At 40.7% G+C, this 23,433-nt stretch carries 24 protein-coding genes and 2 pseudogenes; 13 read left to right on the forward strand and 13 right to left on the reverse strand.

Going from position 1 to position 23,433, the window contains the following annotated elements; genetic code table 11:
* Positions 1–106: 106 nt before the first annotated feature.
* Entirely contained in the window at positions 107–247 is a 141-nt protein-coding gene (locus ACC612_RS09580; protein WP_371854306.1) for a hypothetical protein, read from the reverse strand.
* A gap of 130 nt (positions 248–377) precedes the next feature.
* Here ACC612_RS09580 and ACC612_RS09585 point away from each other — a divergent pair, with 130 nt between their 5' ends.
* From ACC612_RS09585 to ACC612_RS09615, 7 genes are all read left to right on the forward strand, one after another.
* The gene (locus ACC612_RS09585; RefSeq protein ID WP_371854307.1) at positions 378–521 is read left to right on the forward strand and encodes a hypothetical protein; all 144 of its coding nucleotides are present in this window, start codon (positions 378–380) and stop codon (positions 519–521) included.
* A gap of 12 nt (positions 522–533) precedes the next feature.
* Positions 534–1,268: an ABC transporter ATP-binding protein gene (locus ACC612_RS09590; RefSeq protein WP_371854308.1), complete on the forward strand. Its 735-nt coding sequence runs from the start codon at positions 534–536 to the stop codon at positions 1,266–1,268.
* Positions 1,269–1,278: 10 nt separating this feature from the next.
* Positions 1,279–2,619: a COG1361 S-layer family protein gene (locus ACC612_RS09595; RefSeq protein WP_371854309.1), complete on the forward strand. Its 1,341-nt coding sequence runs from the start codon at positions 1,279–1,281 to the stop codon at positions 2,617–2,619.
* Positions 2,620–2,621: 2 nt separating this feature from the next.
* The gene (locus tag ACC612_RS09600; RefSeq protein ID WP_371854310.1) at positions 2,622–3,863 is read left to right on the forward strand and encodes an ABC transporter permease; all 1,242 of its coding nucleotides are present in this window, start codon (positions 2,622–2,624) and stop codon (positions 3,861–3,863) included.
* Positions 3,864–3,914: 51 nt separating this feature from the next.
* Positions 3,915–4,898 (forward strand): transglutaminase domain-containing protein, encoded by a 984-nt coding sequence (locus ACC612_RS09605; RefSeq protein ID WP_371854311.1) that lies wholly within the window; start codon positions 3,915–3,917, stop codon positions 4,896–4,898.
* Between the two features lie 201 nt (positions 4,899–5,099).
* Positions 5,100–5,645 carry a PadR family transcriptional regulator gene (locus ACC612_RS09610; RefSeq protein WP_371854312.1) on the forward strand — a complete coding sequence of 182 codons (546 nt, stop codon included), beginning with the start codon at positions 5,100–5,102 and terminating at the stop codon, positions 5,643–5,645.
* Positions 5,639–6,115 carry a TrmO family methyltransferase gene (locus tag ACC612_RS09615; RefSeq protein ID WP_371854313.1) on the forward strand — a complete coding sequence of 159 codons (477 nt, stop codon included), beginning with the start codon at positions 5,639–5,641 and terminating at the stop codon, positions 6,113–6,115. The genes ACC612_RS09610 and ACC612_RS09615 overlap by 7 nt, the downstream gene beginning before the upstream one ends.
* Positions 6,116–6,254: 139 nt before the next feature.
* Here the strand turns inward: ACC612_RS09615 and ACC612_RS09620 are convergent, their stop codons facing one another.
* The 3 genes from ACC612_RS09620 to ACC612_RS09630 form a co-directional block, all read right to left on the reverse strand.
* A complete protein-coding gene (locus ACC612_RS09620) occupies positions 6,255–9,161 on the reverse strand; it encodes a disaggregatase related repeat-containing protein (protein ID WP_371854314.1) in 2,907 nt (968 codons plus the stop codon).
* Between the two features lie 137 nt (positions 9,162–9,298).
* Positions 9,299–10,213 carry an IS5 family transposase gene (locus ACC612_RS09625; protein WP_371854315.1) on the reverse strand — a complete coding sequence of 305 codons (915 nt, stop codon included), beginning with the start codon at positions 10,211–10,213 and terminating at the stop codon, positions 9,299–9,301.
* A 97-nt stretch (positions 10,214–10,310) separates the two neighbouring features.
* Entirely contained in the window at positions 10,311–10,472 is a 162-nt protein-coding gene (locus tag ACC612_RS09630) for a hypothetical protein (RefSeq protein ID WP_371854316.1), read from the reverse strand.
* Between ACC612_RS09630 and ACC612_RS09635 the strand changes: the two genes are divergently transcribed.
* From ACC612_RS09635 to ACC612_RS09650, 4 genes and pseudogenes are all read left to right on the forward strand, one after another.
* The gene (locus ACC612_RS09635) at positions 10,455–11,120 is read left to right on the forward strand and encodes a PAS domain-containing protein (RefSeq protein ID WP_371854348.1); all 666 of its coding nucleotides are present in this window, start codon (positions 10,455–10,457) and stop codon (positions 11,118–11,120) included. The two genes, ACC612_RS09630 and ACC612_RS09635, sit on opposite strands and share 18 nt — an antisense overlap.
* Before the next feature lie 18 nt (positions 11,121–11,138).
* Positions 11,139–11,498 (forward strand): annotated as a pseudogene (locus tag ACC612_RS09640) (PAS domain S-box protein); the annotation flags it as partial.
* Between the two features lie 24 nt (positions 11,499–11,522).
* Positions 11,523–12,245 (forward strand): sensor histidine kinase, encoded by a 723-nt coding sequence (locus ACC612_RS09645; RefSeq protein ID WP_371854349.1) that lies wholly within the window; start codon positions 11,523–11,525, stop codon positions 12,243–12,245.
* 421 nt (positions 12,246–12,666) lie between these two features.
* A complete protein-coding gene (locus tag ACC612_RS09650) occupies positions 12,667–12,972 on the forward strand; it encodes an NAD(P)H-dependent oxidoreductase subunit E (protein ID WP_371854317.1) in 306 nt (101 codons plus the stop codon).
* A gap of 103 nt (positions 12,973–13,075) precedes the next feature.
* Here the strand turns inward: ACC612_RS09650 and ACC612_RS09655 are convergent.
* The 5 genes and pseudogenes from ACC612_RS09655 to ACC612_RS09675 form a co-directional block, all read right to left on the reverse strand.
* Positions 13,076–13,381 (reverse strand): annotated as a pseudogene (locus ACC612_RS09655) (SAM-dependent DNA methyltransferase); the annotation flags it as partial.
* Positions 13,382–13,813: 432 nt separating this feature from the next.
* Entirely contained in the window at positions 13,814–14,152 is a 339-nt protein-coding gene (locus tag ACC612_RS09660; RefSeq protein WP_371854318.1) for a P-II family nitrogen regulator, read from the reverse strand.
* Between the two features lie 5 nt (positions 14,153–14,157).
* Positions 14,158–15,567, reverse strand: coding sequence for an ammonium transporter (locus ACC612_RS09665; protein WP_371854319.1), 1,410 nt, complete (start codon positions 15,565–15,567; stop codon positions 14,158–14,160).
* A 387-nt stretch (positions 15,568–15,954) separates the two neighbouring features.
* Complete coding sequence (locus ACC612_RS09670; RefSeq protein WP_371854320.1) at positions 15,955–16,293, reverse strand: P-II family nitrogen regulator; 339 nt, start codon at positions 16,291–16,293, stop codon at positions 15,955–15,957.
* 5 nt (positions 16,294–16,298) lie between these two features.
* On the reverse strand, positions 16,299–17,708 hold the full coding sequence (locus tag ACC612_RS09675) for an ammonium transporter (protein ID WP_371854321.1): 1,410 nt from the start codon (positions 17,706–17,708) through the stop codon (positions 16,299–16,301).
* A 279-nt stretch (positions 17,709–17,987) separates the two neighbouring features.
* Here ACC612_RS09675 and ACC612_RS09680 point away from each other — a divergent pair, with 279 nt between their 5' ends.
* Positions 17,988–18,956, forward strand: coding sequence for a site-specific DNA-methyltransferase (locus ACC612_RS09680; protein ID WP_371854322.1), 969 nt, complete (start codon positions 17,988–17,990; stop codon positions 18,954–18,956).
* 4 nt (positions 18,957–18,960) lie between these two features.
* Here the strand turns inward: ACC612_RS09680 and ACC612_RS09685 are convergent, their stop codons facing one another.
* Positions 18,961–19,941 (reverse strand): DUF128 domain-containing protein, encoded by a 981-nt coding sequence (locus ACC612_RS09685; RefSeq protein ID WP_371854323.1) that lies wholly within the window; start codon positions 19,939–19,941, stop codon positions 18,961–18,963.
* Positions 19,942–20,240: 299 nt separating this feature from the next.
* On the opposite strand from ACC612_RS09685, the gene ACC612_RS09690 reads away from it, so the two are divergent.
* A complete protein-coding gene (locus ACC612_RS09690) occupies positions 20,241–20,516 on the forward strand; it encodes a DUF3303 domain-containing protein (protein WP_371854324.1) in 276 nt (91 codons plus the stop codon).
* A 51-nt stretch (positions 20,517–20,567) separates the two neighbouring features.
* On the opposite strand, the gene ACC612_RS09695 is transcribed toward ACC612_RS09690, so the two are convergent.
* From ACC612_RS09695 to ACC612_RS09705, 3 genes are all read right to left on the reverse strand, one after another.
* On the reverse strand, positions 20,568–21,188 hold the full coding sequence (locus ACC612_RS09695) for a hypothetical protein (protein WP_371854325.1): 621 nt from the start codon (positions 21,186–21,188) through the stop codon (positions 20,568–20,570).
* 44 nt (positions 21,189–21,232) lie between these two features.
* Positions 21,233–21,589 carry a phasin family protein gene (locus ACC612_RS09700; RefSeq protein ID WP_371854326.1) on the reverse strand — a complete coding sequence of 119 codons (357 nt, stop codon included), beginning with the start codon at positions 21,587–21,589 and terminating at the stop codon, positions 21,233–21,235.
* 112 nt (positions 21,590–21,701) lie between these two features.
* Positions 21,702–23,426, reverse strand: coding sequence for an ATP-binding cassette domain-containing protein (locus tag ACC612_RS09705; RefSeq protein ID WP_371854327.1), 1,725 nt, complete (start codon positions 23,424–23,426; stop codon positions 21,702–21,704).
* Positions 23,427–23,433: the final 7 nt, after the last annotated feature.

Consider the following 23,433-nt stretch of genomic DNA (forward strand, 5'->3'; position numbering starts at 1 on the left):
ATCCTTTATAGCGATTCTATGTGAGATTCTGTTTTCATTTAAAGGTTATTCTTGCCTACAATGGTCTATAAAAGTTTGAATTCAAAAACTAATTTGAATTTTCTCTTTAAGCTCTAAGTATGTTTTTATTATAAAATACTAAAAGGGGTTTTGCTGCCAGGAACATGCTGGCAAGCGTACCACCCAACACAGCCATCCCCCATATCCTATGTGTGATTACCACACAAAGGAGGTGTAAAGGAGGCATCTCACTCTCCTGTGGATGCCTCCATTACGAAGGATCAGGTAAAAGGGACTATAAACACGTGTCTGGTAAATATATATTAATATTAAGCATCCAATACTTTATAGATATGATATATTATTGGAGAGGTAAAGTGACTAAAAAGTACGGATTCAAAAATTATGATATCCTTGATAAAAGGCAGTTAAATCTGCTAACATGGAATATGGTGAAAAGCCTGTCCAATAATGCACAGGTTTCAGCTTCACCCCTTTCATATCACAAGGACTCAAAATAAGGAGAATACCTTATGTCTGATAATTTTGCTGAAGGTTCGAATAATGATACTAACCCATCTACCCTCCTTAAACTGGAGGACGTCTGGAAGATCTACCAGATGGGTGAGACAGAATTTGCGGCTTTAAAGGGTATTGATCTAACTATATCTAAAGGCGAGTTCGTGATCATACTAGGTCCAAGCGGTAGCGGAAAAAGTACTTTGATGAACCTGCTGGGCTGCCTTGACATACCAAGTAAAGGCACTGTTTTTCTCAATGGGAAAGACATCTCGCACCTTGGTGAGTCTGAGCTGGCAACCATAAGAGGGCAAATGATAGGTTTCATTTTCCAGCAGTTTAACCTGATCCCTACTCTGAGCACTCTTGAAAATGTAATGCTCCCTCTTGAGTTTCAGGAAGTAGACCCTTCATTTGCTAAAAAGAAAGCCACTGAACTATTAGAATTGGTGGGATTATCTCCAAAAGCACGTAATCTGCCATCACAACTATCCGGTGGTCAGAGGCAAAGAGTTGCTATTGCCAGGTCTTTAGCTGTTGATCCAGATATAATACTGGCAGATGAACCCACAGGTAACCTTGACAGCAAAACAGGAACATATATTCTTGATTTTCTGTATGACTTACACAAGAAAAAAGGAAAAACAATTATCATTGTAACACACGATGTCACTCTCGTCAGATATGCTGAAAGAGTTGTTAACATCAGGGATGGACTAATCGAATCAATAGAAGAAAAAAACAATTAAGGTGACTAGAATGAAAAGATTGTTGATATTTATACTTTTAATGTTATTCCCCATCGCAACTGCTTCGGCAGCAAGCGATTACGTGGATGCTACCGGGGTTAGTGTTGATATTATCAGCCAAACTCCAAACCCTGCAAGACCAGGTGAAACAGTTGAACTTACTCTTAGTGTGCAGAACTTTGGAAATGAGGATCTTAAGAACATAGTTCTGACAGCACAACCTGAATATCCATTCTCCCAGGTAAGTGGTGAATCACTAACTAAAACAATATCCTATCTCAATGCCAGACAGGATGATGATGACGCAGCAACAGTAAAATTGAAGCTGAAAGTAGATGCCGATGTACCAGCAGGTACCTATGAGCTGGATATAGTAACTACAGATTCAAGCGGTGCTACCAAAACAACTACACTGGATATTGAAGTAAGAGGCAAGGAATACGCTCAGGTAGTGACTATAAGTAAGTCCAATATAGATTTCGCTACTGAAGAACAGCTTGATTTCGTGGTTACAAATACCGGAAGTTCTCCATTGAAGAACATGAAAATATCCTGGGTAGATTCCACTGGTACAATCTTACCTGTGTACTCAGATAATACCAAGTACATCAGTTATCTTGCTGCCAATGAATCTGTGACTGTCAGCTATATAGTAATGGCTGATGTGAATGCAGATCCAGGTCTTTACCAGCTGGATGTTACTCTGGAGGTTGAGGACTACAACTCTAACGTCAGTACAATTACAACAACTGCAGGTTTGTTTGTAGGCGGAGGTACTGATTTTGATGTTGCTTTCTCCGATAATTCTGATGGAGAGGTATCATTCTCAATAGCTAACGTAGGTAACAATGAAGCATATTCAGTAAAAGTCTCTATTCCCGAACAGGACGGTTATACTGTATCAGGCAGTTCATCTACAATTGTAGGTAACCTGGAAAAAGGAGACTATACAATTGCCTCTTTCACAGTATCCCAGCAGGGAGCAGGAGGTATGCCAAGTGGTGCACCAGGTAGTGCCAGTGGGAGCGCTTCAGCTTCTTCAACGAATTCAACTGCCAGTAGTGATCTCAAAGTTTTGATAGAATACACTGACTCTGCAGGCCAAAGGAACACAGTTGAAAAATCGGTAGAATTATCACAATCCAGTAATGCAGCAACTGCAACAGCAGGCCAGAGTGGAATGCCAGGTCAAAGCTCTTCCAGCTCAACTTATACGTACATCGCTGTGATAGCAGTAGTACTTGCATCAGGATATGTTGTGTACCACAGAAGAAAGTATGGAGAGAACCCAGCTGTAGTTAATAAAGCAGTTGCACTCTTACACCGTGGTAAAAAGAAAGAAGGTAATTAACAATGAGGAACAGCAACTATCTCAAAATGGCTCTTTCCATCCTGCTGCATAGCAAGATACGCAGCTGGCTCACCATTATAGGCATAGTCATAGGTGTAGGTGCTGTTGTAGGTATCATGTCTTTGAGCGAGAATATGCAAAAGGACATGGAAGAAAGGCTCTCTGAAATGGACCTTACTGCCATTACTATTTCCCCCGGATCTTCAAAAGCCATGATGGCAATGGGGCCGGGAGGTGGTGGAGGTGGTGGAAGTTCGTCCTCTTCAGAAGACACCAACCTCACTAAAAAAGATATCATGGCTCTGAAGTCCGTAGATGGTATCCAATACATGTATGGTCAGATCTCGGGTAAAGAAGATGTATACTTCCTGGGAGAAGAAGCAGAGCTTAGTATCACAGGTGTAGATCCTCAGGTGTGGCAGTATGCTACTACACAGACTGTAGAATCAGGCAGATTGCTGGAGCCTTCGGATAACTACGTTGCTGTCATAGGAAGCGGAGTTGCAGAAGATGTATTTGACAATGAAGTAGGACTTAACCAGGTACTGACCATAGGCGGTAAGTCTGTCCGTGTGGTAGGCATACTGGAATCAGAAGGAGGTAGTAGTGATAATTCTATTATCATGCCCATCGATGCAGCAGTGTCTCTGATAGAAGATGCAGAGCCTGATGTATACGATACTATCATTGTCAAGGCTGAGAGCATGGACATCGCTGAGAATGTCTCTGCAGAAATAGAAGAAAAGCTGATGCTTTCCCGTCATGTGACGGAAAAAGACCAGGACTTCTCTGTCAGTACATCTGCATCTATGGTAGAAACAGCTTCGGAAATGATGGAATCTATGACATTATTCCTGGCTGCTATTGCAGGAGTATCTCTTGTAGTAGGTGCTGTAGGAATTGCCAACACGATGTTTACGTCTGTAATGGAAAAGACAAGGGAGATAGGTACTATGAAAGCCATCGGTGCAACTAACAGGGATATACTTATGATATTCATGGTAAACTCTGCACTTGTGGGTTTCGTAGGAGGAGTACTGGGTGTCATTGTTGGTTCCATGGTCACTGCTCTGTTCCCACTTTTGGGAATGCAGATGATGGGAGGTTCAGTGTCAGTAAGTTTGTCTCCCAGTCTTACTGCCTTTGGTCTTACCGTCGCAGTGGCGGTAGGTGTGATATCAGGTGTAGTACCTGCATTCCAGGCATCAAAAATGAAACCTGTAGATGCTTTGAGGTATGAGTGATCATACCTTTTTTTAATATCTCAATTGTTTGAATTTTAAGGAGTGGATCAAATGAAGAGGCTATTGCTATACGGTATAATATTTTGTGCCCTTGTAATAGGATATGCGAGTGCTTTTTCAAATGAACAGCAAGAACAGAATGTGGAGAACGTACAGTCTATTTCACTTAATGATACACAGGGTGCATCCTTTATTAACGGTAGAGCATTTATAAGCGGTGATACAAGGGGCACAAGAGCAATGCCTTCCGGAAACTCACAATCTTCTGGATCTCCGGGAAGAATGATGCAAAATCCCCAGAGGGCAGTACAGCAGCCTTCTTTCCAGAACGACCAAGAACAGTTATTTGCTGACAGGTCACAGTTCGTCCAGGATGTGCAGAGCAGGGATGAACTTAATCGGTTCCTGCAAGGAAACACAGTTCTATTGGATGCGGATTACCATTTCCAGATGTATGTAACACCGGATAATGAAACAGTGCTCGAATATATTGAAGATAATGATCTTGAAGACAAGTACGATATATATGAGGCAGCACTTTCCTGGATATGGGTTTCAGATTCACTGTTAAATGATGAAGACGAAGCATGGTTATATCCTGCAGAGTTCCTAAGTGAAACACCGTATTATTCGTCTAACCCTGTTCCCGGAACTATAATCAGTGATTGTGAGGAGCAGGCAAACACTTTAGCTTCACTATTGATAGCTTCAGGAGAGTATAATGGAAGCTCAGTGAGAGTTGCTCTTGGATACGTCAACTTTGATGGAGTTACAGGCGGCCATGCCTGGGTAGAAGTCTACGAGGATGGAGAATGGTTCCCTCTGGATGCTACCATGGGTCCTTACTATGATGAGGAAGAAGATGAAGTGGTGGCAGGCGATGAATACAATGGCGATTACTACCAGTTCACTACGGAATCATATCCCGTCATACAACTCTGGTATTATTACAATGACGAATATTTCGTTGATGTAATGGCCCAAACAGGGGATGCACCCGACAACTGGAAGGAAACACCTTCCAGTTACTATTGATTTTTGGGTTCTGTAGAAATCCTCTATGCAAACAGTTATGCAAGTCAATAGAACTTCTATATGTTGCCCGAATCGTGATTATTTTCGGAAAATATGGTCTATAGATACTGATCTCAATAGGATTTCTATAGGTTCCTTTTTCTTAAAGAACTATATTCTCACGGAATATTTATCTATGTTGTACTATTACTATATTGTATTATGACAATATCGTCTAAAGAAGTGGCATTATTGGGACTGGTTAATGAGAAACCCAAGCATGCTTATGAAATTGAAAATGATATTAAAGAAAGGGATATGCGATATTGGACCGAAATTTCCATGTCATCAGTGTATAAACTCTTGAATAAGTTAGAGCGGAATGGATCAATAGAAAGTGAGATTAGACTTTCTGAAAACAATGTATCTCAAAAAATTTATACAATTACTCCACAAGGGATACAAGTTTTAAAAGAAGGAATTAGAGAATTAGTTTCTGCTTGGCAACCTTCAAAATATCCAGTGGATATAGCTTTATCCAATTTAAAATTATTAAATAAAAAGGATGCTATTCTGAGATTAAATGAATATTCGAAATCTCTTGATGAGATGATAGAATGTTACAAAGTATTAGAAAAGAAATTAGAGGATCATGCTTGTGATTTTTCTTATATTCAACTGGCAACCAGAAGGATCTGTCTATTAAAAGCTGAAAAAGAGTGGATCATTGATTTCATAATTCAATTAGAGGATGTGAATGAATGGTAAAAGAAATAATTCTTAAAGAAATTGGAAAGGTAAAATCTGAAAATGGAAGGTTTTTTATCGAGCTCGATGAGAAATACAAATCAGGCTTAACTAATCTTGAAGGTTTTAGCCATTTGCAGATCGTTTGGTGGGGAAACTTGTCTGCTGATGATGAGAGAAGTGAAATACTAGTGAATAAGAAACCTTATAAAAATGGACCTGAAGAATTAGGTGTATTTGCGACCCGTTCAGAATATAGACCGAATCCAGTCTTGATTACAAATATTTATGTTCAAGAAATTGATATTGATAAATGCAGAATCTACACTCCTTACATCGACTCTGAAGAAGGAACCCCTGTCTTAGATATTAAGCCATATCATTTAAGTGAACGGGTAAAGGAATGTATTGTCCCAAAATGGTGTGAGCATTGGCCTAAATGGTATGAGGATGCTGCAGATTTTGATTGGGAAAGTGAATTTAATTTTTGAGAGATCGAAAGTAAACTCATCCCATAAAATATCTATAAACGAGATAATTTTACATACGTCTATCAACATCCATTCAAAAGTATAATCTAAAAAAGTAAGTAGAGCGAATCCCCGCTCGCTCATATTTATTTTTCTCCAGTTAACTTGTTACAGTTAACTTAGGTTTCATTGCTGAGTTTGAATATTCCGAGCTGTAGAACGCAATGTAATTTCCATTCTCAGTCTTGGCTTTCAGGAAGAATCCAGTGTTCTCATATTCACCACTTACATATTCTTGTACAAGCTCAGTAACGTCGAAATCATAGTATTTGTTTCCAGGCACAGTGCTTGCCGGGAAGGTCAGAGTTGCATATGGTGTACTTCCTTGTGCATCGCCATTCTTATCATACCAGTTTCCTCCTGCTGTGTTCCACAGAGTTCCTGATACTCTTGAGTTCCAGGTCACATACTTTGGATCCCATTCAACCGGTCTGTAAACTTCAACTACAGTATCAGAAGTGCGTGTCTTGCCAGCTGGATAATACCAGTATAGTGAGAGAGTTGCCTTTGATATTGTATCAGTTGTCTTGTAACTGCTCAGGTCGAATATCATCACATCTCTGGCAATTGCTGCACTCTTTCCGATATCAAGATAAGTGGTTGTGGAAAGCACAGTGTTTGTAGAATCTGAACGCAATCTATTGTCATAAGTAGGTGTATATGATAGCGTACTGGTTGGACTGCTAACAACCACCTGTAGCGTGTCTGTTGCTTCCTGTCCTGCCGTATCTGTGACCGTCAGAGTCACCGTGTAAGTACCTGCTGCAGTATATGTTTTCGTAGCACTCACAGTCGTAGCTTCAGATGTAATTCCATTTGCTGCATCAAAATCCCATGAGTAAGATACTATACCTTTATCATCCGTGGAAGCACTGGCATCAAAGGTAACAGCTGAGCCAACTGTTGCCGTCTTATCGACACCTGCGTTAGCAATCGGTGGATTATCTGTTGGAGTTGAACCAGACGATGTAGTCACAGTCAATTTTGGTTTCATTGCTGAGTTTGAATATTCCGAGCCGTAGAATGCAATGTAATTTCCATTCTCAGTATTGGCTTTCAGGAAGAATCCAGTGTTCTTGTATTTGCCGTTAACATACTGCTGCACAAGCTCAGTAACGTCGAAATCATAGTATTTGTTTCCAGGCACAGTGCTTGCCGGGAAGGTCAGAGTTGCATATGGTGTACTTCCTTGTGCATCGCCATTCTTATCATACCAGTTTCCTCCTGCTGTGTTCCACAGAGTTCCTGATACTCTTGAGTTCCAGGTCACATACTTTGGATCCCATTCAACCGGTCTGTAAACTTCAACTACAGTATCAGAAGTGCGTGTCTTGCCAGCTGGATAATACCAGTATAGTGAGAGAGTTGCCTTTGATATTGTATCAGTTGTCTTGTAACTGCTCAGGTCAAATATCATCACATCTCTGGCAATTGCTGCACTCTTTCCGATATCAAGATAAGTGGTTGCGGAAAGCACAGTGTTTGTAGTGTCTGAACGCAATCTATTGTCATAAACAGGTGTATATGAGACCGTACTGGTTGGACTGCTAACAACCACCTGTAGCGTGTCTGTTGCTTCCTGTCCTGCCGTATCTGTGACCGTCAGAGTCACCGTGTAAGTACCTGCTGCAGTATATGTTTTCGTAGCACTCACGGTCGTAGCTTCAGATGTAATTCCATTTGCTGCATCAAAATCCCATGAGTAAGATACTATACCTTTATCATCCGTGGAAGCACTGGCATCAAAGTTTACAGTTGATCCAACCGTTGCCGTCTGATCTGCACCTGCGTTTGCAATCGGCAGATTATCATCAATTGGTACAAGGTCTTTAATAGCTGCATAAGCATTCACAAGACCGTATCCATAATAGTCATCTTTTCCAGAGGCACCGAGGTCCGTTGCTGTACTCTGAAGCCTTGAACGGATCTCTGCCGGATCCCATTCTCCATTTTTGTTGAGGTCATAACTGGTAGCTGTGACTTTGCTGCTCAGCAGTGAAGCTACAGTTCCTGTAACGTGCGGAGTAGCCATGCTTGTACCATTCATATACTCGTAAGAACCTCCAAGAGCAGTAGACTTTATATTCACTCCAGGTGCAGCGAGTTCTATTTCAGAGCCGTAACATGACCATGAAGCTCTTGTGTTAGTTGTATCAATTGCAGATACAGCTATTACTGAGTCGTAGGCCGCAGGATAAACTACATTACTACCGGAATTGCCAGCGGCTCCCACTAGTACAATTCCCTTGCTGTAAGCATTATCACAAGCTTCCCGAAGCGTAGATGAAGAAACTGTACCTCCAAGGCTCATAGTAATGATATCGGCATTGTTGTTAACTGCCCATTCGATTCCAGCTATGAGATTACTATATGAAGCTGAACCTGAACTTCCAATAACCTTTACAGCATATAATTGTGCCTGCGGAGCTGCTCCAATCACGCCTACACCGTTGTTAAGAGCAGCTATAGTTCCAGCAACATGGGTTCCGTGGCCATGGTCATCCATCGGGTAATTGTCAACATTAACAAAATCATATCCGCCAATGTAATTTACTTTAAGATCAGGATGAGTGTAATCAATACCTGTATCTAAAACAGCAACCTTGATTCCTTTTCCGGTAAATCCGGCAGATTGCGCGTTGATTGCATTTATTCTGGCAATCCCCCAGGGAATTTCATCCGCCTGGATCTGGCCATCAGCTTCCATTATATGAATTTCATAATCAGGTTCAATGAAATCAACATTTGGGTTCTTTGACAGAGCATCAATTGCTTTTTGAGGAAGCTCTGCGGCTACTGCATTGACAATCGTATATTCGTATTTGATTTCTCCTCCCTGGGATTCCAATGATTCCACATTTGCCTCTAAAATAGCTGCATCAGCTTTTCCTTTGAAGCTGATAAGGACAGGGATTTTTTCATTATTTTGTTCTGCTGCATTAGTTGGTATAGCAAAAAAAGAAAGTAAAATAAATAATATTATGAGTAAATTTATTTTTCGCGCCATATCGATCACATAATTATATATTAACTTTATTTATATATGTGGCCATCTATTTTAGTAGTGGTTTATTCTGTCTATCTTATAAAGAATAAGATCTCTAATTTAAAAAGTAGTTTCATTGAAAAGTAGAAATATGCACTTTATTTTATGATGGCAAATTTGGGCTTTGTAGAAATGCTCATTTGAACAATATATCTGACCTTGACATATCTGTCAAGGTTATGTATTAATAACTTGGCTTTAACCTCTTTTAATTGATTCCAGTATTTCCTGGCCTTGATTTCTTCGCCGTATTTTCTTTTAATGACAGAGAACATCGTTTCTGCCAGGTTCCTAACATGATACAATACCCTGTCAAAATCTTGTATCATTCTTCTACGATATTTACCTTTTATCTTCTTCCTTTTCCTTTCTCTCAAAGGAATCATGGCTATTGAATCTAGTTTTTCTCTTACTAGAGAATGTATCTCCTCAGAATCATAGCCTTTGTCCATTACGTAGTAAATTGACTTACGATTTTTGTCACATTGCTTCAGCAATGTGGTTGCATGTTTTGTATCATGTACAGGTTTGCCTGATATTGTAAAACCAGTGATAATGAATTTATCAGTATCTACAGAAATACTTACTTTTAGGAATGATCGTCGTTTCTTCCCTGTTCTAAATGAATAATAGTAACTACAATGACCACTTGTAAACCCGCTTGAATCAATAGCATTAATATCTATTTTCTCACTATATGAGTAAAAGAGTTTCAGTGTTTGTTGTAATAGCGATCTAAAAATAACTGACTTAAGTCTAGTTATGAACTTATGAAGTGTTGTAAAATGTGGAACTTGTTTTAGTCCAATTCTCAACTTTAATTTATCCATCAATTCTACAAGTTCAACAATACTTCTGTAATCGACATTAAGATATTCTTTTAGCAAAATCAAGGTCAATAGCTGGTGTTGTGTATATTTCCTTTTAGAATATTTGCAACTATAAATCGAAAGGTGAGATTTTCCTGATACAGCTAAAGCTGTATCAACAAACTTTAAGTACTTATTAGACAAAACATAGTCATACCCTTTGTGTTTCAGTGGAAAGTAATACTCAGGGGATTTATCCTTTTTAAATTAATAGGTCAAAATAAAAGCAAAAGTAGCATTTCTACAGAGCCGAAAAACGCTCCTTTATTCTATCATAAACGATGTAACAGAACGTAACAGGGGTGAACAGGAACTTCGCCTGAACCAGTTCTTTATTGATCAGGCGACGATTGGTATCTTCCGCATTGATGAAGATGGAAACATAATAAGTGTGAATGATCATGCGTGTGAATCACTGGGATATTCACGTGAGGAACTATATGGAATGACTATATTGGACATTGATCCCACATTTACTTTTGAAAAATGGCTTGAACACAGGCAAAAAATGCGGCAAATGAAGTCTGGAACAATAGAAACTATCCACCGCAGAAAGGATGGTACTGTATTTTCTGTAGATGTTACTATAACCTATATTGAGTATGAAGGGAAACTATTCTCTGTTTCTTTTGCAAGGAATATAACTAAACGCAAGCTTGCAGAAAAGGCTCTTCGGGAGAGTGAAGAACTCTTCAGGACTACTTTATATAGTATCGGTGACGGGTTCATTACTACTGATACTAACGGCTGTTTACGGCAAATGAACCATGTAGCTGAAAAGCTGACTGGCTGGTCAGAAAAGGAAGCCGTGGGAAAACCGCTTGAAGAAGTCTTCAACATCATCAATGAAGATACAAGACAACAGGTTGAGATACCTGTTCGCAAAGTATTAAGAGAAGGTCAGATAGTAGGTCTGGCAAATCATACACTGCTGATCTCAAAGGACAATAGGGAGATACCCATTGCTGACAGTGGCTCTCCAATTGTAAATGAGAGGGGCGAGATCACTGGAGTTGTATTAGTATTTCGTGATCAGACTGAGGAGAGGTAGTCTCAGAAGTCTCTTCTGCTGAGTGAGGCGCGCTTTAGGAAGCTGGTTGAAAATGCACCAGAGGCCATTTTAGTCCAGACAGGAGGTTGCTTTACTTATATTAATCCTGCTGCACTGCGTTTATTTGGAGCTGAATATCAGGAACAATTATTAGGAAAATCGATTATCGAGCGCATTCATCCAGATTATCGTGATATGGTCCGTGAAAGGATGCATCTTGTTAATAATGAGCAACAAAGTGTACCCACTATTGAGTAGGTTTATCTCAGGCTTGATGGTACATCTTTTGCAGTCGAGCTATCAGTTATGCCTATAACTTACGATGGCCTTAATGGGGCACTGGTCTTTTTCAGGGACATTACCGAACGCAAGCAGGTGGAGCAAGCTTTGCTCAAAGCAAAAATGCTTTCAGATGAGGCTAACCGCAGTAAGAGTGAGTTCTTATCCAACACGAGCCATGAACTGAAAACACCTTTAAATTCCATTATTGGTTTCTCTGACCTGCTGCTGCAAGGAGATTTGGGTGAGATCAGTAAGGAGCAGAAAAAGTATATTGGTATTATCAATGAAAGTAGCTATTTACTTTTGAATATCATTAACAGAATACTGGAGATCTCCAATGTTGAGCGTGGTCATAAGGATCTGACCTATACAAAATTCAATTTGCATGATGCTATTCATGATACATGTACAATGATGCAGGTAATGGCCAACAGAAAGGACATTGAATTGATTGTGGATATCGATATACATTTATCTGAAATAACTGCGGATATTCTCAAGTTCAAAGAGATAATTTATAATCTGGTGGAAAATGCCATAAAGTTCATACCTTCCGAAGGAACAGTGATCATCACTGCCATACAGGATGGGGCTAATCTAAAAATCTCTGTTGCTGATACTGGTATTGGTATATCCGAAGAAAATAAAGACCGAATATTCGATCCTTTTTTTCAGGTAGATGGTTCTACAACACGTAGATATGGCGGCACTGGATTGGGTTTAGCCCTTATAAAAAAGTTCATCTTAATGCACGGGGGCAATATATGGGTCATGAGTGAATCTGGCAAAGGGAGCACATTCACTTTTACTATTCCAATAAAAGGCCAGTTCAACTACCAGTAAGGATTTAAATGATTTTTATGCTTGAATTCACTATCCATACGCAATTAGCAGAATTCAGTGGCTTGAAAAAAGAACAATGGATTTGTTATTTCCCGTTTTTAGAGTATTTCGATAAACCACCGATTTCGGCTTCTATTATTTACATGGGTAATCCAAATGATGGTTCTCGGGGTTCTCGAAATGCTCCGTATTCGTGTGTCCCAGTTTCGGTGGTAGAGGGCATGTCTATTTGTACGTCCTCTATCGGAATCTTATGTACGATGTTCTACTATTTAAATATATCTTATTCGCCCCCTTCTTTTTGTCTGTTTCTATCCAAATAGGCAAATAAGCCAAACTTATAAATACTATAACATAAGTAATTGCCTTCCGTAGTATTCCCTTAAAGCTATAACTTAAAACCTAATCTAGGAGGCTTATCGTGCAAAAACCAAAAAATCATATCTTTGTTTGCGCAAGCACAAGACTAAACGGAAAGGTACAGGGCTCATGCAAGAATAAAGACTCACATAATCTGGTGGCGATGTTTACCGAAGCACTAATGGACAGGGATCTGGAAAATGAAGTAATGGTTACTTCTACTGGATGCGTAGGTCTTTGCGAGAAAGGGCCGATAGTAATGATCTATCCTGAGCAGGTATGGTATGGAGAGGTAACTGAAGACGATATTGATGACATACTTGATGCATTGGAGAAAGGCGAGATCGTAGACAGATTAAGCATATAACGGGACATCATGTGATTTTGTAAAGCGAGTCGTTCAGTTATGTAGAATAACTCGCTTTTTCCATTCATTAAATATTATTCGCGCAAATCTTTTGTACCTATTCTCATTCGGGACTGTTGTTCCCGTTAACAATTCCTAGTACTTCTCTGAAGTTCTCAAGGGAAGCTTCTATATTCTCGATGATTTCGTTGGCAAGGATATCAGGGTCGGGAAGATTGTCCAGGTCTGCAAGGCTCTTGTCCTTAAGCCAGAAGATATCCAGGTTGGTTTTGTCCCTTGCTGCTATTTCCTCATAAGTGAATTTACGGAATCTGCCTTCTGGATTTTCCTCGTTCCATGTTTCCTTGCGCTGGAAGCGGTTCTCAGGGTTATAGCAACGGATGAAATCTTCCAGGTCCGTGAACTTGAGGTTTTCGTCTTCATGAGCCCTTCGTAGATCTCGCCTTTAGTATCCACTCCCATCATGACCCAGCTTTCCATCGATCCTATCTCTGGCTTCCTGCTCAGGGCTTTGATTGTGACTTATGGGCTTAGTATATCTGAATTGTTGATCCTATCATGTATCTGAAAACTGCATGGAAAACTCATGCAGTATTAGAATGATTTTGGAAAAGCCTATGTTCACATTCAATATAAGTATTTTTAGTTTCAGTTAGATGACCTGCAAATCTCATCACAACAGAAAGAATATACTTTTTCAGCATCTATCAAAGACAAAAAAATAAGGGAAGGGTCCCGTAGGATAAACTATGGAAGGCTTATGGATATGGAATCATGATCTATCGATGATCAGTGGTGTTTAAATCCTCGGGGACCACGATGATTAAAAATAAGGGTGCACTTAAAGTGCATCCTCGTTTGTTTCTGCTGTTCTTATTCTGATGATCTTTTCTACTGGGTAGATGAATATCTTTCCATCACCAATAGAGCCAGTCTGAGCATGCTTCATGATTATAGCCACAGCTTCATCTGTCTTTTCAGCTGGCACAACCAGTTCCATCTTTACCTTGGGCAACAGGTCCACACAGTACTTCTGACCTCTCCACTGTTGGAGCACACCCTTCTGCTTTCCTCGTCCCTTTACTTCAGTAAGTGTCATGCTCTCGAATCCAGCCTCATCCAGTGCATCTTTTACTTCCTGGACCTTGGTAGGCCTCATGATTGCTTCGATCTTTCTCATCTATCTCACTCCTTTGCAAGCACGAATTCTGGGTATGCAGACATTCCGTGTTCCTTTATATCAAGTCCGGCTATTTCATCTTCTTCAGGTACTCTCAGGCCCATTACTGCATCTAAGACCTTGAATATTATGAAAGAGATTCCAAAGGCCCATATTATACACATCAATGTTCCTAATACCTGGATTATGAACTGCTGGGTTCCGCCATAGATCAGCCCTGCTCCTGCTGCTGTGTATGCTGCATCTGCAAGTATGCCATTGCCTTGTCCTACCGCGAATATACCTACTGATATTACTCCCCAGGCTCCGCAGTATCCGTGTAAGGCTATAGCACCTACTGGGTCGTCCAGCTTGAGCTTATTTTCATTGAACATTACTCCCAGATATACGACTATACCTGCGATGAGACCTATTACCACTGCTGCCCAGCTTTCTACAGAACCACAGGGTGCTGTGATTGCTACAAGGCCTGCCAGCATACCGTTAGCAGTAAGGGAGGGATCTGGCTTTCCGGTCTTCATCCAGGTTATCAGTAATACCATTATAGCAGCTGCTCCCGCTGCCACGAAGGTGTTGGCGATTACAAGGCCAATGTATGGGTCGTTACCGTTGAGAGTACTTCCGCCGTTGAACCCTACCCATCCGAAAGCCAGTATCAATGTACCCAGGAATGCCAAGGGTAAGCTGTGACCTGGAATTACTACTGCCTTTCCGTTCCTGAACTTGCCTATCCTCGGGCCGACAAGTAATACTCCTGCAAGGGCAGAGAATCCGCCTATCATGTGTACAACTGAAGATCCTGCAAAGTCATGGTATCCTACTCCGATTGCATCAACTATTGGTCCAGTTGTAAGGATTCCGGCGCCGCTCCATACCCAGTGACCAAAGACAGGGTAAATGAGTCCAACCATCAATACAGTGTATATTAAATATGCCTTGAAGCTTGTTCTTTCTGCCATTGCACCTGATACTATGGTAGCACCTGTGGCTGCGAACACCATCTGGAACCACCAGCTGGTCCATACTGCGTTGTCAGCACCACTCATGAAGAACTGGCTACTGCCTATGATACCAGCATAATCTGCACCATACATCAGTGCCCAGCCTATTATCCAGTAGACAACTATACCAAGACATACCGTCATGAAGTTCTTCATCAGAATATTGGCAGTGTTCTTTACACGAGTAAGCCCGATCTCCACAAGTGAGAATCCGGCATGCATAAGGAATACTATTCCACCACAAATTACCAACCATACAACGGTAAGTGCTGTCTGCAAGTTACCTATGGCTTCTGCGTTTTCTTCAACCGTCGCTGCTGATACCGGTAATATCAGCGTCATAAGGATAATTCCTAAGAGCAGGAGTAAATGACCTGAATTTCTTAGGTTGTTCATTTTATACGTCGTTTCCATAAATGTACACCTCGTATTAGTGGGAAGTCGGTAGTCTACTGTAGACTTCATTATATTTAAAGTTATCTAGATTTTCTCTGTTTCTCTTCCCTCTTACCCCCTTCTCCAGTAAAAGTAATATAGTGTTATACTTCATCGGTCAGCCCTTGGAGACAATAACCGAACGGTCCAGAAGAAACAAAGAAAAGGCAGATGTACGTGATAATTAAACTTGATCCAAGAAAAAATCTAAAATAATATGCAATCTTAGGACAGTTTATGTTAGAATTTAGAACCAAGCTCCCTTTTAACAACTGGAAATGCTTAAGGATATGGGATCACGATCTACGGATGATCAGTGGTGTTACATTCCCTGGTCTACGATAATTAAAAAAAATAAGGGTGCACTTAAAGTGCATCCTCGTTAGTTTCGGCTGTTCTTATTCTGATGATCTTCTCCACCGGATAGATGAATATCTTTCCATCACCAATAGAACCTGTCTGAGCGTGCTTCATTATTATAGCAACGACCTCATCGGTCTTATCAGAAGGCACAACCATTTCCATTTTCACTTTTGGTATAAGGTCCACACAATATTTTTGCCCTCTCCATTGCTGCATTACGCCCTTCTGCTTTCCGCGCCCTTTTACCTCTGTAAGTGTCATACTTTCGAATCCAGCTGCATCCAATGCATCTTTTACTTCCTGGACCTTGGTAGGCCTTATGATTGCTTCGATCTTTCTCATCTATCTCACTCCTTTGCAAGCACGAATTCTGGGTATGCAGACATTCCGTGTTCCTTTATATCAAGTCCGGCTATTTCATCTTCTTCAGGTACTCTCAGGCCCATTACTGCATCTAAGACCTTGAATATTATGAAAGAGATTCCAAAGGCCCATATTATACACATCAATGTTCCTAATACCTGGATTATGAACTGCTGGGTTCCGCCATAGATCAGCCCTGCTCCTGCTGCTGTGTATGCTGCATCTGCAAGTATGCCATTGCCTTGTCCTACCGCGAATATACCTACTGATATTACTCCCCAGGCTCCGCAGTATCCGTGTAAGGCTATAGCACCTACTGGGTCGTCCAGCTTGAGCTTATTTTCATTGAACATTACTCCCAGATATACGACTATACCTGCGATGAGACCTATTACCACTGCTGCCCAGCTTTCTACAGAACCACAGGGTGCTGTGATTGCTACAAGGCCTGCCAGCATACCGTTAGCAGTAAGGGAGGGATCTGGCTTTCCGGTCTTCATCCAGGTTATCAGTAATACCATTATAGCAGCTGCTCCCGCTGCCACGAAGGTGTTGGCGATTACAAGGCCAATGTATGGGTCGTTACCGTTGAGAGTACTTCCGCCGTTGAACCCTACCCATCCGAAAGCCAGTATCAATGTACCCAGGAATGCCAAGGGTAAGCTGTGACCTGGAATTACTACTGCCTTTCCGTTCCTGAACTTGCCTATCCTCGGGCCGACAAGTAATACTCCTGCAAGGGCAGAGAATCCGCCTATCATGTGTACAACTGAAGATCCTGCAAAGTCATGGTATCCTACTCCGATTGCATCAACTATTGGTCCAGTTGTAAGGATTCCGGCGCCGCTCCATACCCAGTGACCAAAGACAGGGTAAATGAGTCCAACCATCAATACAGTGTATATTAAATATGCCTTGAAGCTTGTTCTTTCTGCCATTGCACCTGATACTATGGTAGCACCTGTGGCTGCGAACACCATCTGGAACCACCAGCTGGTCCATACTGCGTTGTCAGCACCACTCATGAAGAACTGGCTACTGCCTATGATTCCTGCGTAGTCTGCACCATACATCAGTGCCCATCCTATTAACCAGTATACCACAATACCAAGACATACCGTCATGAAGTTCTTCATCAGAATATTGGCAGTGTTCTTAACACGGGTAAGCCCGATCTCCACAAGTGAGAATCCCGCATGCATAAGGAATACTATTCCACCACAAAGTATCAGCCATACTACTGTAAGAGCTGTCTGCAAGTTGCCGATTGCTTCTGCGTTCTCTTCAACGGTCGCTGCTGATACAGGAAGTATCAGCGTCATAAGGATAATTCCTAAGAGCAGGAGTAAATGACCTGAATTTCTTAGGGTGTTCTCTTTATTTTCTGTTACCATATTGCATCCTCTCATCAATAAGAAGGTGGCAGCCAGCAGTAGAAGTCCCTCTTTTTATTGTTTCTACTTCTTTAGGCTAAAAGTGCCCCCCTTCCTTCTTATTAATATATATATCTATACATTTAAGCCTTTTCTATATTCTCTATATTTCTCCAGTATGCATTATAAATATTCACTTCCTTTTATTATTCAGCATTGAATGCCATCTAATTATCCATATCGTTTATTTGTCAGCATTCGCAAGTCCTTATATAGTGATGAATCATATTCCAAGACCGGATGAAGGACATCTATTATAATCAGGATTGCATAACAGGTGCACAAGAATATCTTCCTGACAGAAGTATTGACCTTATCATTACTGATCCCCCTTTTGCCATAAATGGTGACAGTCTCCACAAGCATTATCACAGAAAAGAGGAGCATGTGTTCGAAGGGTATGTTGAGGTAGATCAGGAAGAATACAGGGATTTCTCTTTTAAATGGGTCCGTGAAGCTCACAGGGTTCTAAAAGACACTGGTTCTATGTATGTGGTTTCAGGGTGGAGTAATCTTTTAGATATATTGCTTGCTCTTGAAATAAATGGTTTTGAGCTTATTAATCATATTATCTGGAAGTATAATTTCGGTGTAAGTACCAGGCACAAGTTTGTAACATCTCATTATCACATCCTCTACTGCAAAAAATCAAGTTCTAAAAAAGTGAAATTTAATACTTTCTGCAGATTCGGAGCTTCGGATAAAGCTGAAGACAATAGCTCTTTTCTTTACACTGATCTTGAAGATGTATGGGTCATCAACAGAGATTTCAAGAAAGGCAGAATGAGAAATAAAAACACTCTTCCTGCTGAACTTTTAAGGAAGATGATCCTCTATTCATCTGATGAAGGGGACCTTGTCTGCGATTTTTTCTTAGGCAGCTTTTCGACCGCAAAGATAGCTAAATCTCTGAACAGGTATTCTACCGGATTTGAGGTCAATAATGATGCGTATGATTATCAATTAAAACAAATGAGTAATATCGAAAAAGGGTACATGCTTAAAGACCTGTGTTCCAACGGTGGAAACCCTCATCATAACCAGAGAAAACGCTGGACAGAAGAAGAAGCAAGTAAAGTGCTTGAGAGATACAATGCCATAAAAAGTTCAGGTCTTACTGATAAAAAGGCATATAAACTCCTTTCCGTGGAATTTGGGAGAGGGTATTTTTCAATGATGAATATTGTAAAGAAAAAAAGAAAAAGCTGAATATTCATTCCAGTCTTTTCATCATGTTATAGTCCATAGTAGTAGAAACTGGGTATGCTCTAAGAGGAATGCCTGCTTCTGCAATGGCAGTAATGGCATTACTTCCTACGGTTACAGGGATGCCTGCTTTACCTCTTTCCATGGGTACGCCGAAAACATCAGTTCCCGTCTCACCGATGTCCAGATATCCGCCAATATCGGATTCTTTTGCAAGTTCCATAACTTCACACGCTTTTTCCCTCGCTGAACCCGGTATCTGGCGCAGATTCGCGAGCAATTTTCCAGTGCCAGTTTCAATGTAATCAAGAACTGAAGTGGAATGCCTATTAATAAATATTTTTATAGGGTCAATTGATGTTCCGCTGTAGCCTATCAAGTCTACGAAACTTACAGGTTTGCGGGCTTCCATCTGCATAAGGCCACCATATAAGGGAGTAGAAGGTATCCCATTTTTCAGAAGAATACCATCGTAAGTTATACTGCATACGTTGGCTATTGCAAATTTACCGTCAGGTACGAAAATATCATCTTCTTCCGAATCTTCGTCCACTACTCTAATTCTGGGACTTATGGACACGCCAGCGTCAATGGCATATTTTAATACTTCTAGAGATTTCTCGTAGTCGTTTTTATCAATAATAGATACGTTTACGATGACATTACCGGTTTTTTCCCGTATGTTGTATGTTGTTTTGTATACAAGTTCTTCGATTCTTGTGATTACAAAATCCAGCCTGTCACCTATGAGTGCATCATTGAGCTCTTTCTGTCCAAGTTCTGTGATTGTGCGCCCAATATATCCATGCTTTTTGGTGAATCCTCTCTCATCCAATATGCGCAAATGATAACGCACTGCCCTTTCCCCAATGGCATATCCTCTGTTCTGCAGCTCATCTGCGATGAGGCGGGCTCCCAGCGGTTTGTCATTTTTGCTGATTATCCGCATGATTTCGATAAGTTTCCTTTCGACATTGGGGTCTGTCATATATTGTTCCTTCTCTTTTGTTATACTGGTTAAGTTGGAGATGAATGCAATATATCTATCATCTCTAAAAAGACTATGTATCACATTATATTGTGCTTTGAGGTCATAAGTGTATAATCTTAAACCTATTCTTAAAACACGTGCTCTTATATGTTTTTTTTTACATTAGGTGCCTGTGTGTAACTCAGTTACTTTATTCTGATTGTAGAAAGCTTCATATTATATGTGAGTCCATTATTAATTGGGAGTATTGGGTCAAAGCCCAATTCTACTGGAACATAAAAGGGGTGTTATAAGAAATGTTATTTATGGACGTTAGTATGTGGGCACCAGAACACAGGGCAGATATACTGAAGCACTTTAAGGAGCTGAGGCCACCAGCAGGTATACATGTGATCAACCAGTGGGTTGACCTCACAGGTGGAAGATACTTCATTCTCTATGAGGCCGAAAGCTCAGAGGCATACGCAGCATTCAATCTCCCGTGGTCTGATGTCTGTACGATTGACAGTGTGCCGGTCATGGAAGCAACTGAGTTTATCAAGCACATGACAGAACGTGGAATTAAGTTATAAGGATATTAAATAATTCTGGTCAGCCTCAGGGCTGACGTGATTTTCTCTTTTTCATAATGACGCTTTTAGATTGCCTGGAGAGAGCTCTATTGTTTTATCTGAATCCCCTACAAGCACCATAAAATCTCCAGCAGGCAAAGCAGCAGTATTGTAATTATATGTGAACTTTCCTTCAATATCTGCATCAATGATTTCCACAGCTTCCAGATAAATAATTACCTCATTCTCTCCTTCTTTTGCCAGCCCGTGGATCGATATATCATAGGCTCCTGCAGGTACGTTCTGTTCTGAAAAACCCGCTTCATCACTGTTAGCTTCAAATGTCCTGGTGAAATTGATGAACATTTTCACTGTGAAACCGAGGTTTCTGACTTTACGGGCCTTTATGGTAAAACTATTTGGTCCATCCGGTATCTCCACTCTATCCATATTATATTCATACTTCCCATCTATGACGGGAGCCTTCTTTTCAAAAGATACCTTTACCTTGACCTTAGCTTCAGGTATAGTGCTACCCGTGATAGTAAGTGTGTCACCTATCCGGGGATTAGGTGGGATGTGTTCCCAATTCACAGTAACATTATTTGTACTTACATCCAGGTTACGATGCCTTATGCGGTTTATAATTTTAAGTATGTTTAGAAAAAGACTCTGTGTCTTACTTTTGCCCACAATTCCCCCTGCTGCAACTATATGGTGCAGCTATAATGGAAGAGTTATTCTTCCTCTTCCTTTTTTGGCTCTTCTTTTTTAGCCTCTTTCTTTTTCTCACCGATCAGTTCATCAAGTTTGTCCTGAATCTGTTGCATCTGTTCTTTCAGTATTTTCAGGTCCTCTTTTTTCACAACGTCTGCCCGCTTGAAGGTTTCCTGCACTTTTGAATTGATCTTCTTTTCAATATCTTCTTTCTGTTTTTTCTGTTCTTCAAGGACTTCCTTTACGAACTTTTTCCCTTCTTCCTTATTCATCTCTCCGCTATCTATAAGCTCCTTTGAAAGCTCGTTGATCTTGTCTTCAGTAAGGGCCCACAGTCCAATACCAAAAAGCCCCACCTTTTTTAAAGTATCTTTCATTCAATTTCACCTCAGTAAGAGTTGTAATTTGCTAAAATAAATATCTTTGTGCCCCTTGTATCGGGGCAGAACTATTTTCAGTTAAAACAGAATAAAAATAAAGGTTGCAGGATCAATTTCCGGAAATAATGGATTCCATAGTTTTTTCCAGATATCTTGCATGACTCATTCCCACTAACTGGTCCGATACCTCTATCGGATTACCATCGTTGATCACTTTTGCGTCATCTATAAGAATTGCTCTGTGTGACACTTCTTTTACGAAATCCATATGATGGCTCACAATGATTATTGTGGTGCCGAATTCCTTATTTATCCTTTTGAGGGAATTCGTAACATCTCTCAGTGTTACAGGGTCCAGGTCACCGAAAGGCTCGTCAAGCATGAGTATTTCCGGATCTGTTGTAAGTGCAAGAGCTATGTAGGCACGTACATGTTCGCCACCACTTATCTGATATGGTGTTTTGTAAAGGATATCAAGTGGAAGGTCAAGAGCTTCAAATATCTTTGTTGCGTGTTCCTTCACATCTTCCATCGTGACCTTTGGGAAAAGTTTGGCATAGATCTCAGGCTTTATATGCATATCATACATGATCTTGTCTTTCTCTTCCTCTGTAAGATCAGGCAGTGTGTAGAGCAGATCCAATATTTCGTCAGATATTTTCAGCTCTTTTGCTTTTTTCCGTGCGTATTCCAGAGATCCGGGTCCTTTGACACGCATCCTGAAGCCTATCTGCTGGCCCACCGTAGAATGAGGGGAAAGAGTAAACTCCTGGTGCATCATGCTTATTTTTTCCCGAAGTTCTATCCTTCTAGAATTAAAGTGTGTTATATCCACCCATTCTCCATCATGCAGGTACAGTATCTCTCCAGAAGTGGGTACTGTAAGCCCTTCTATCATCTTAAGAAGAGTAGTCTTACCGGCTCCCGATTGCCCGATAAGTGAAACTATTTCCCCTTTATATATGTCAAGTGACAGATCTTTGAAGTTAAGGACCTCACCTACTCTTATAAGTGCTAGTCGCTTGTTGATATCTCTTACTTTGATAACTGTTTCCTTTTTTACAATCGGATTGATCTCTACCTGTGGCTGCATATCCTTGAGGAAATGTCTCAGTATTGTTTCGGTCTTTCCTTCCTCTATTATTTTGCCATCTTCAAGATATATGAGGCGATCAGCGATATACATGTGCAGTTCCGGCAGGTGGGATACTACGATAATAGGAATGCTGAGTGTGTTCTTGAGATCCTTTATAACATCCAGAACTTCCTGCTTTGTACCTGGTCCTGTCATTGTCACAGGTTCATCGAGTAGTAGTAATTTTGGTTTGGCAGCTAGCTGTCGAGCAAGGATAAGCCTTTGCTTCTCCCCGCCGCTAAGAGCGCTTGTTGCATGCAGTGCTTTATGCTCAAGGCCTACAAGCTTAAGATATTCCATTGACTCTTCGTAGATCTCATCATAAAATGGTGAATCGCTCTCCGGAAGCCCTTCATGTCCCTCTCTTCTGGAATTGATCCTGCGAATTATGTTTTCTATGGCTGGTCCATTCCATAATCCAAAATTACGCTGGAGGTGGATTGCAGAGTTTTGTATAAGGATTTTCATGTCATCTTTATCGGAGTCTGGGAAGAACTGTTTATCATCGAGTTCTATCATTCCTTCATCAAATTTTTCCACTCCACGGAGTATCCTCAGAAGTGTACTCTTTCCACTCCCGCTTTTCCCGGTTATGCCAAGGATCTCGCCATCATTAACAGTAAAATTGATGTTATCAAGCACTCTTTTCTGTTCTTCCAGTACATAATAATCTTTTACTAGACCTTCCACCTTAAGCATGAGATAT

The organism is Methanomethylovorans sp. (genome assembly GCF_041447285.1).
Classification (GTDB): Archaea; Halobacteriota; Methanosarcinia; order Methanosarcinales; family Methanosarcinaceae; genus Methanomethylovorans.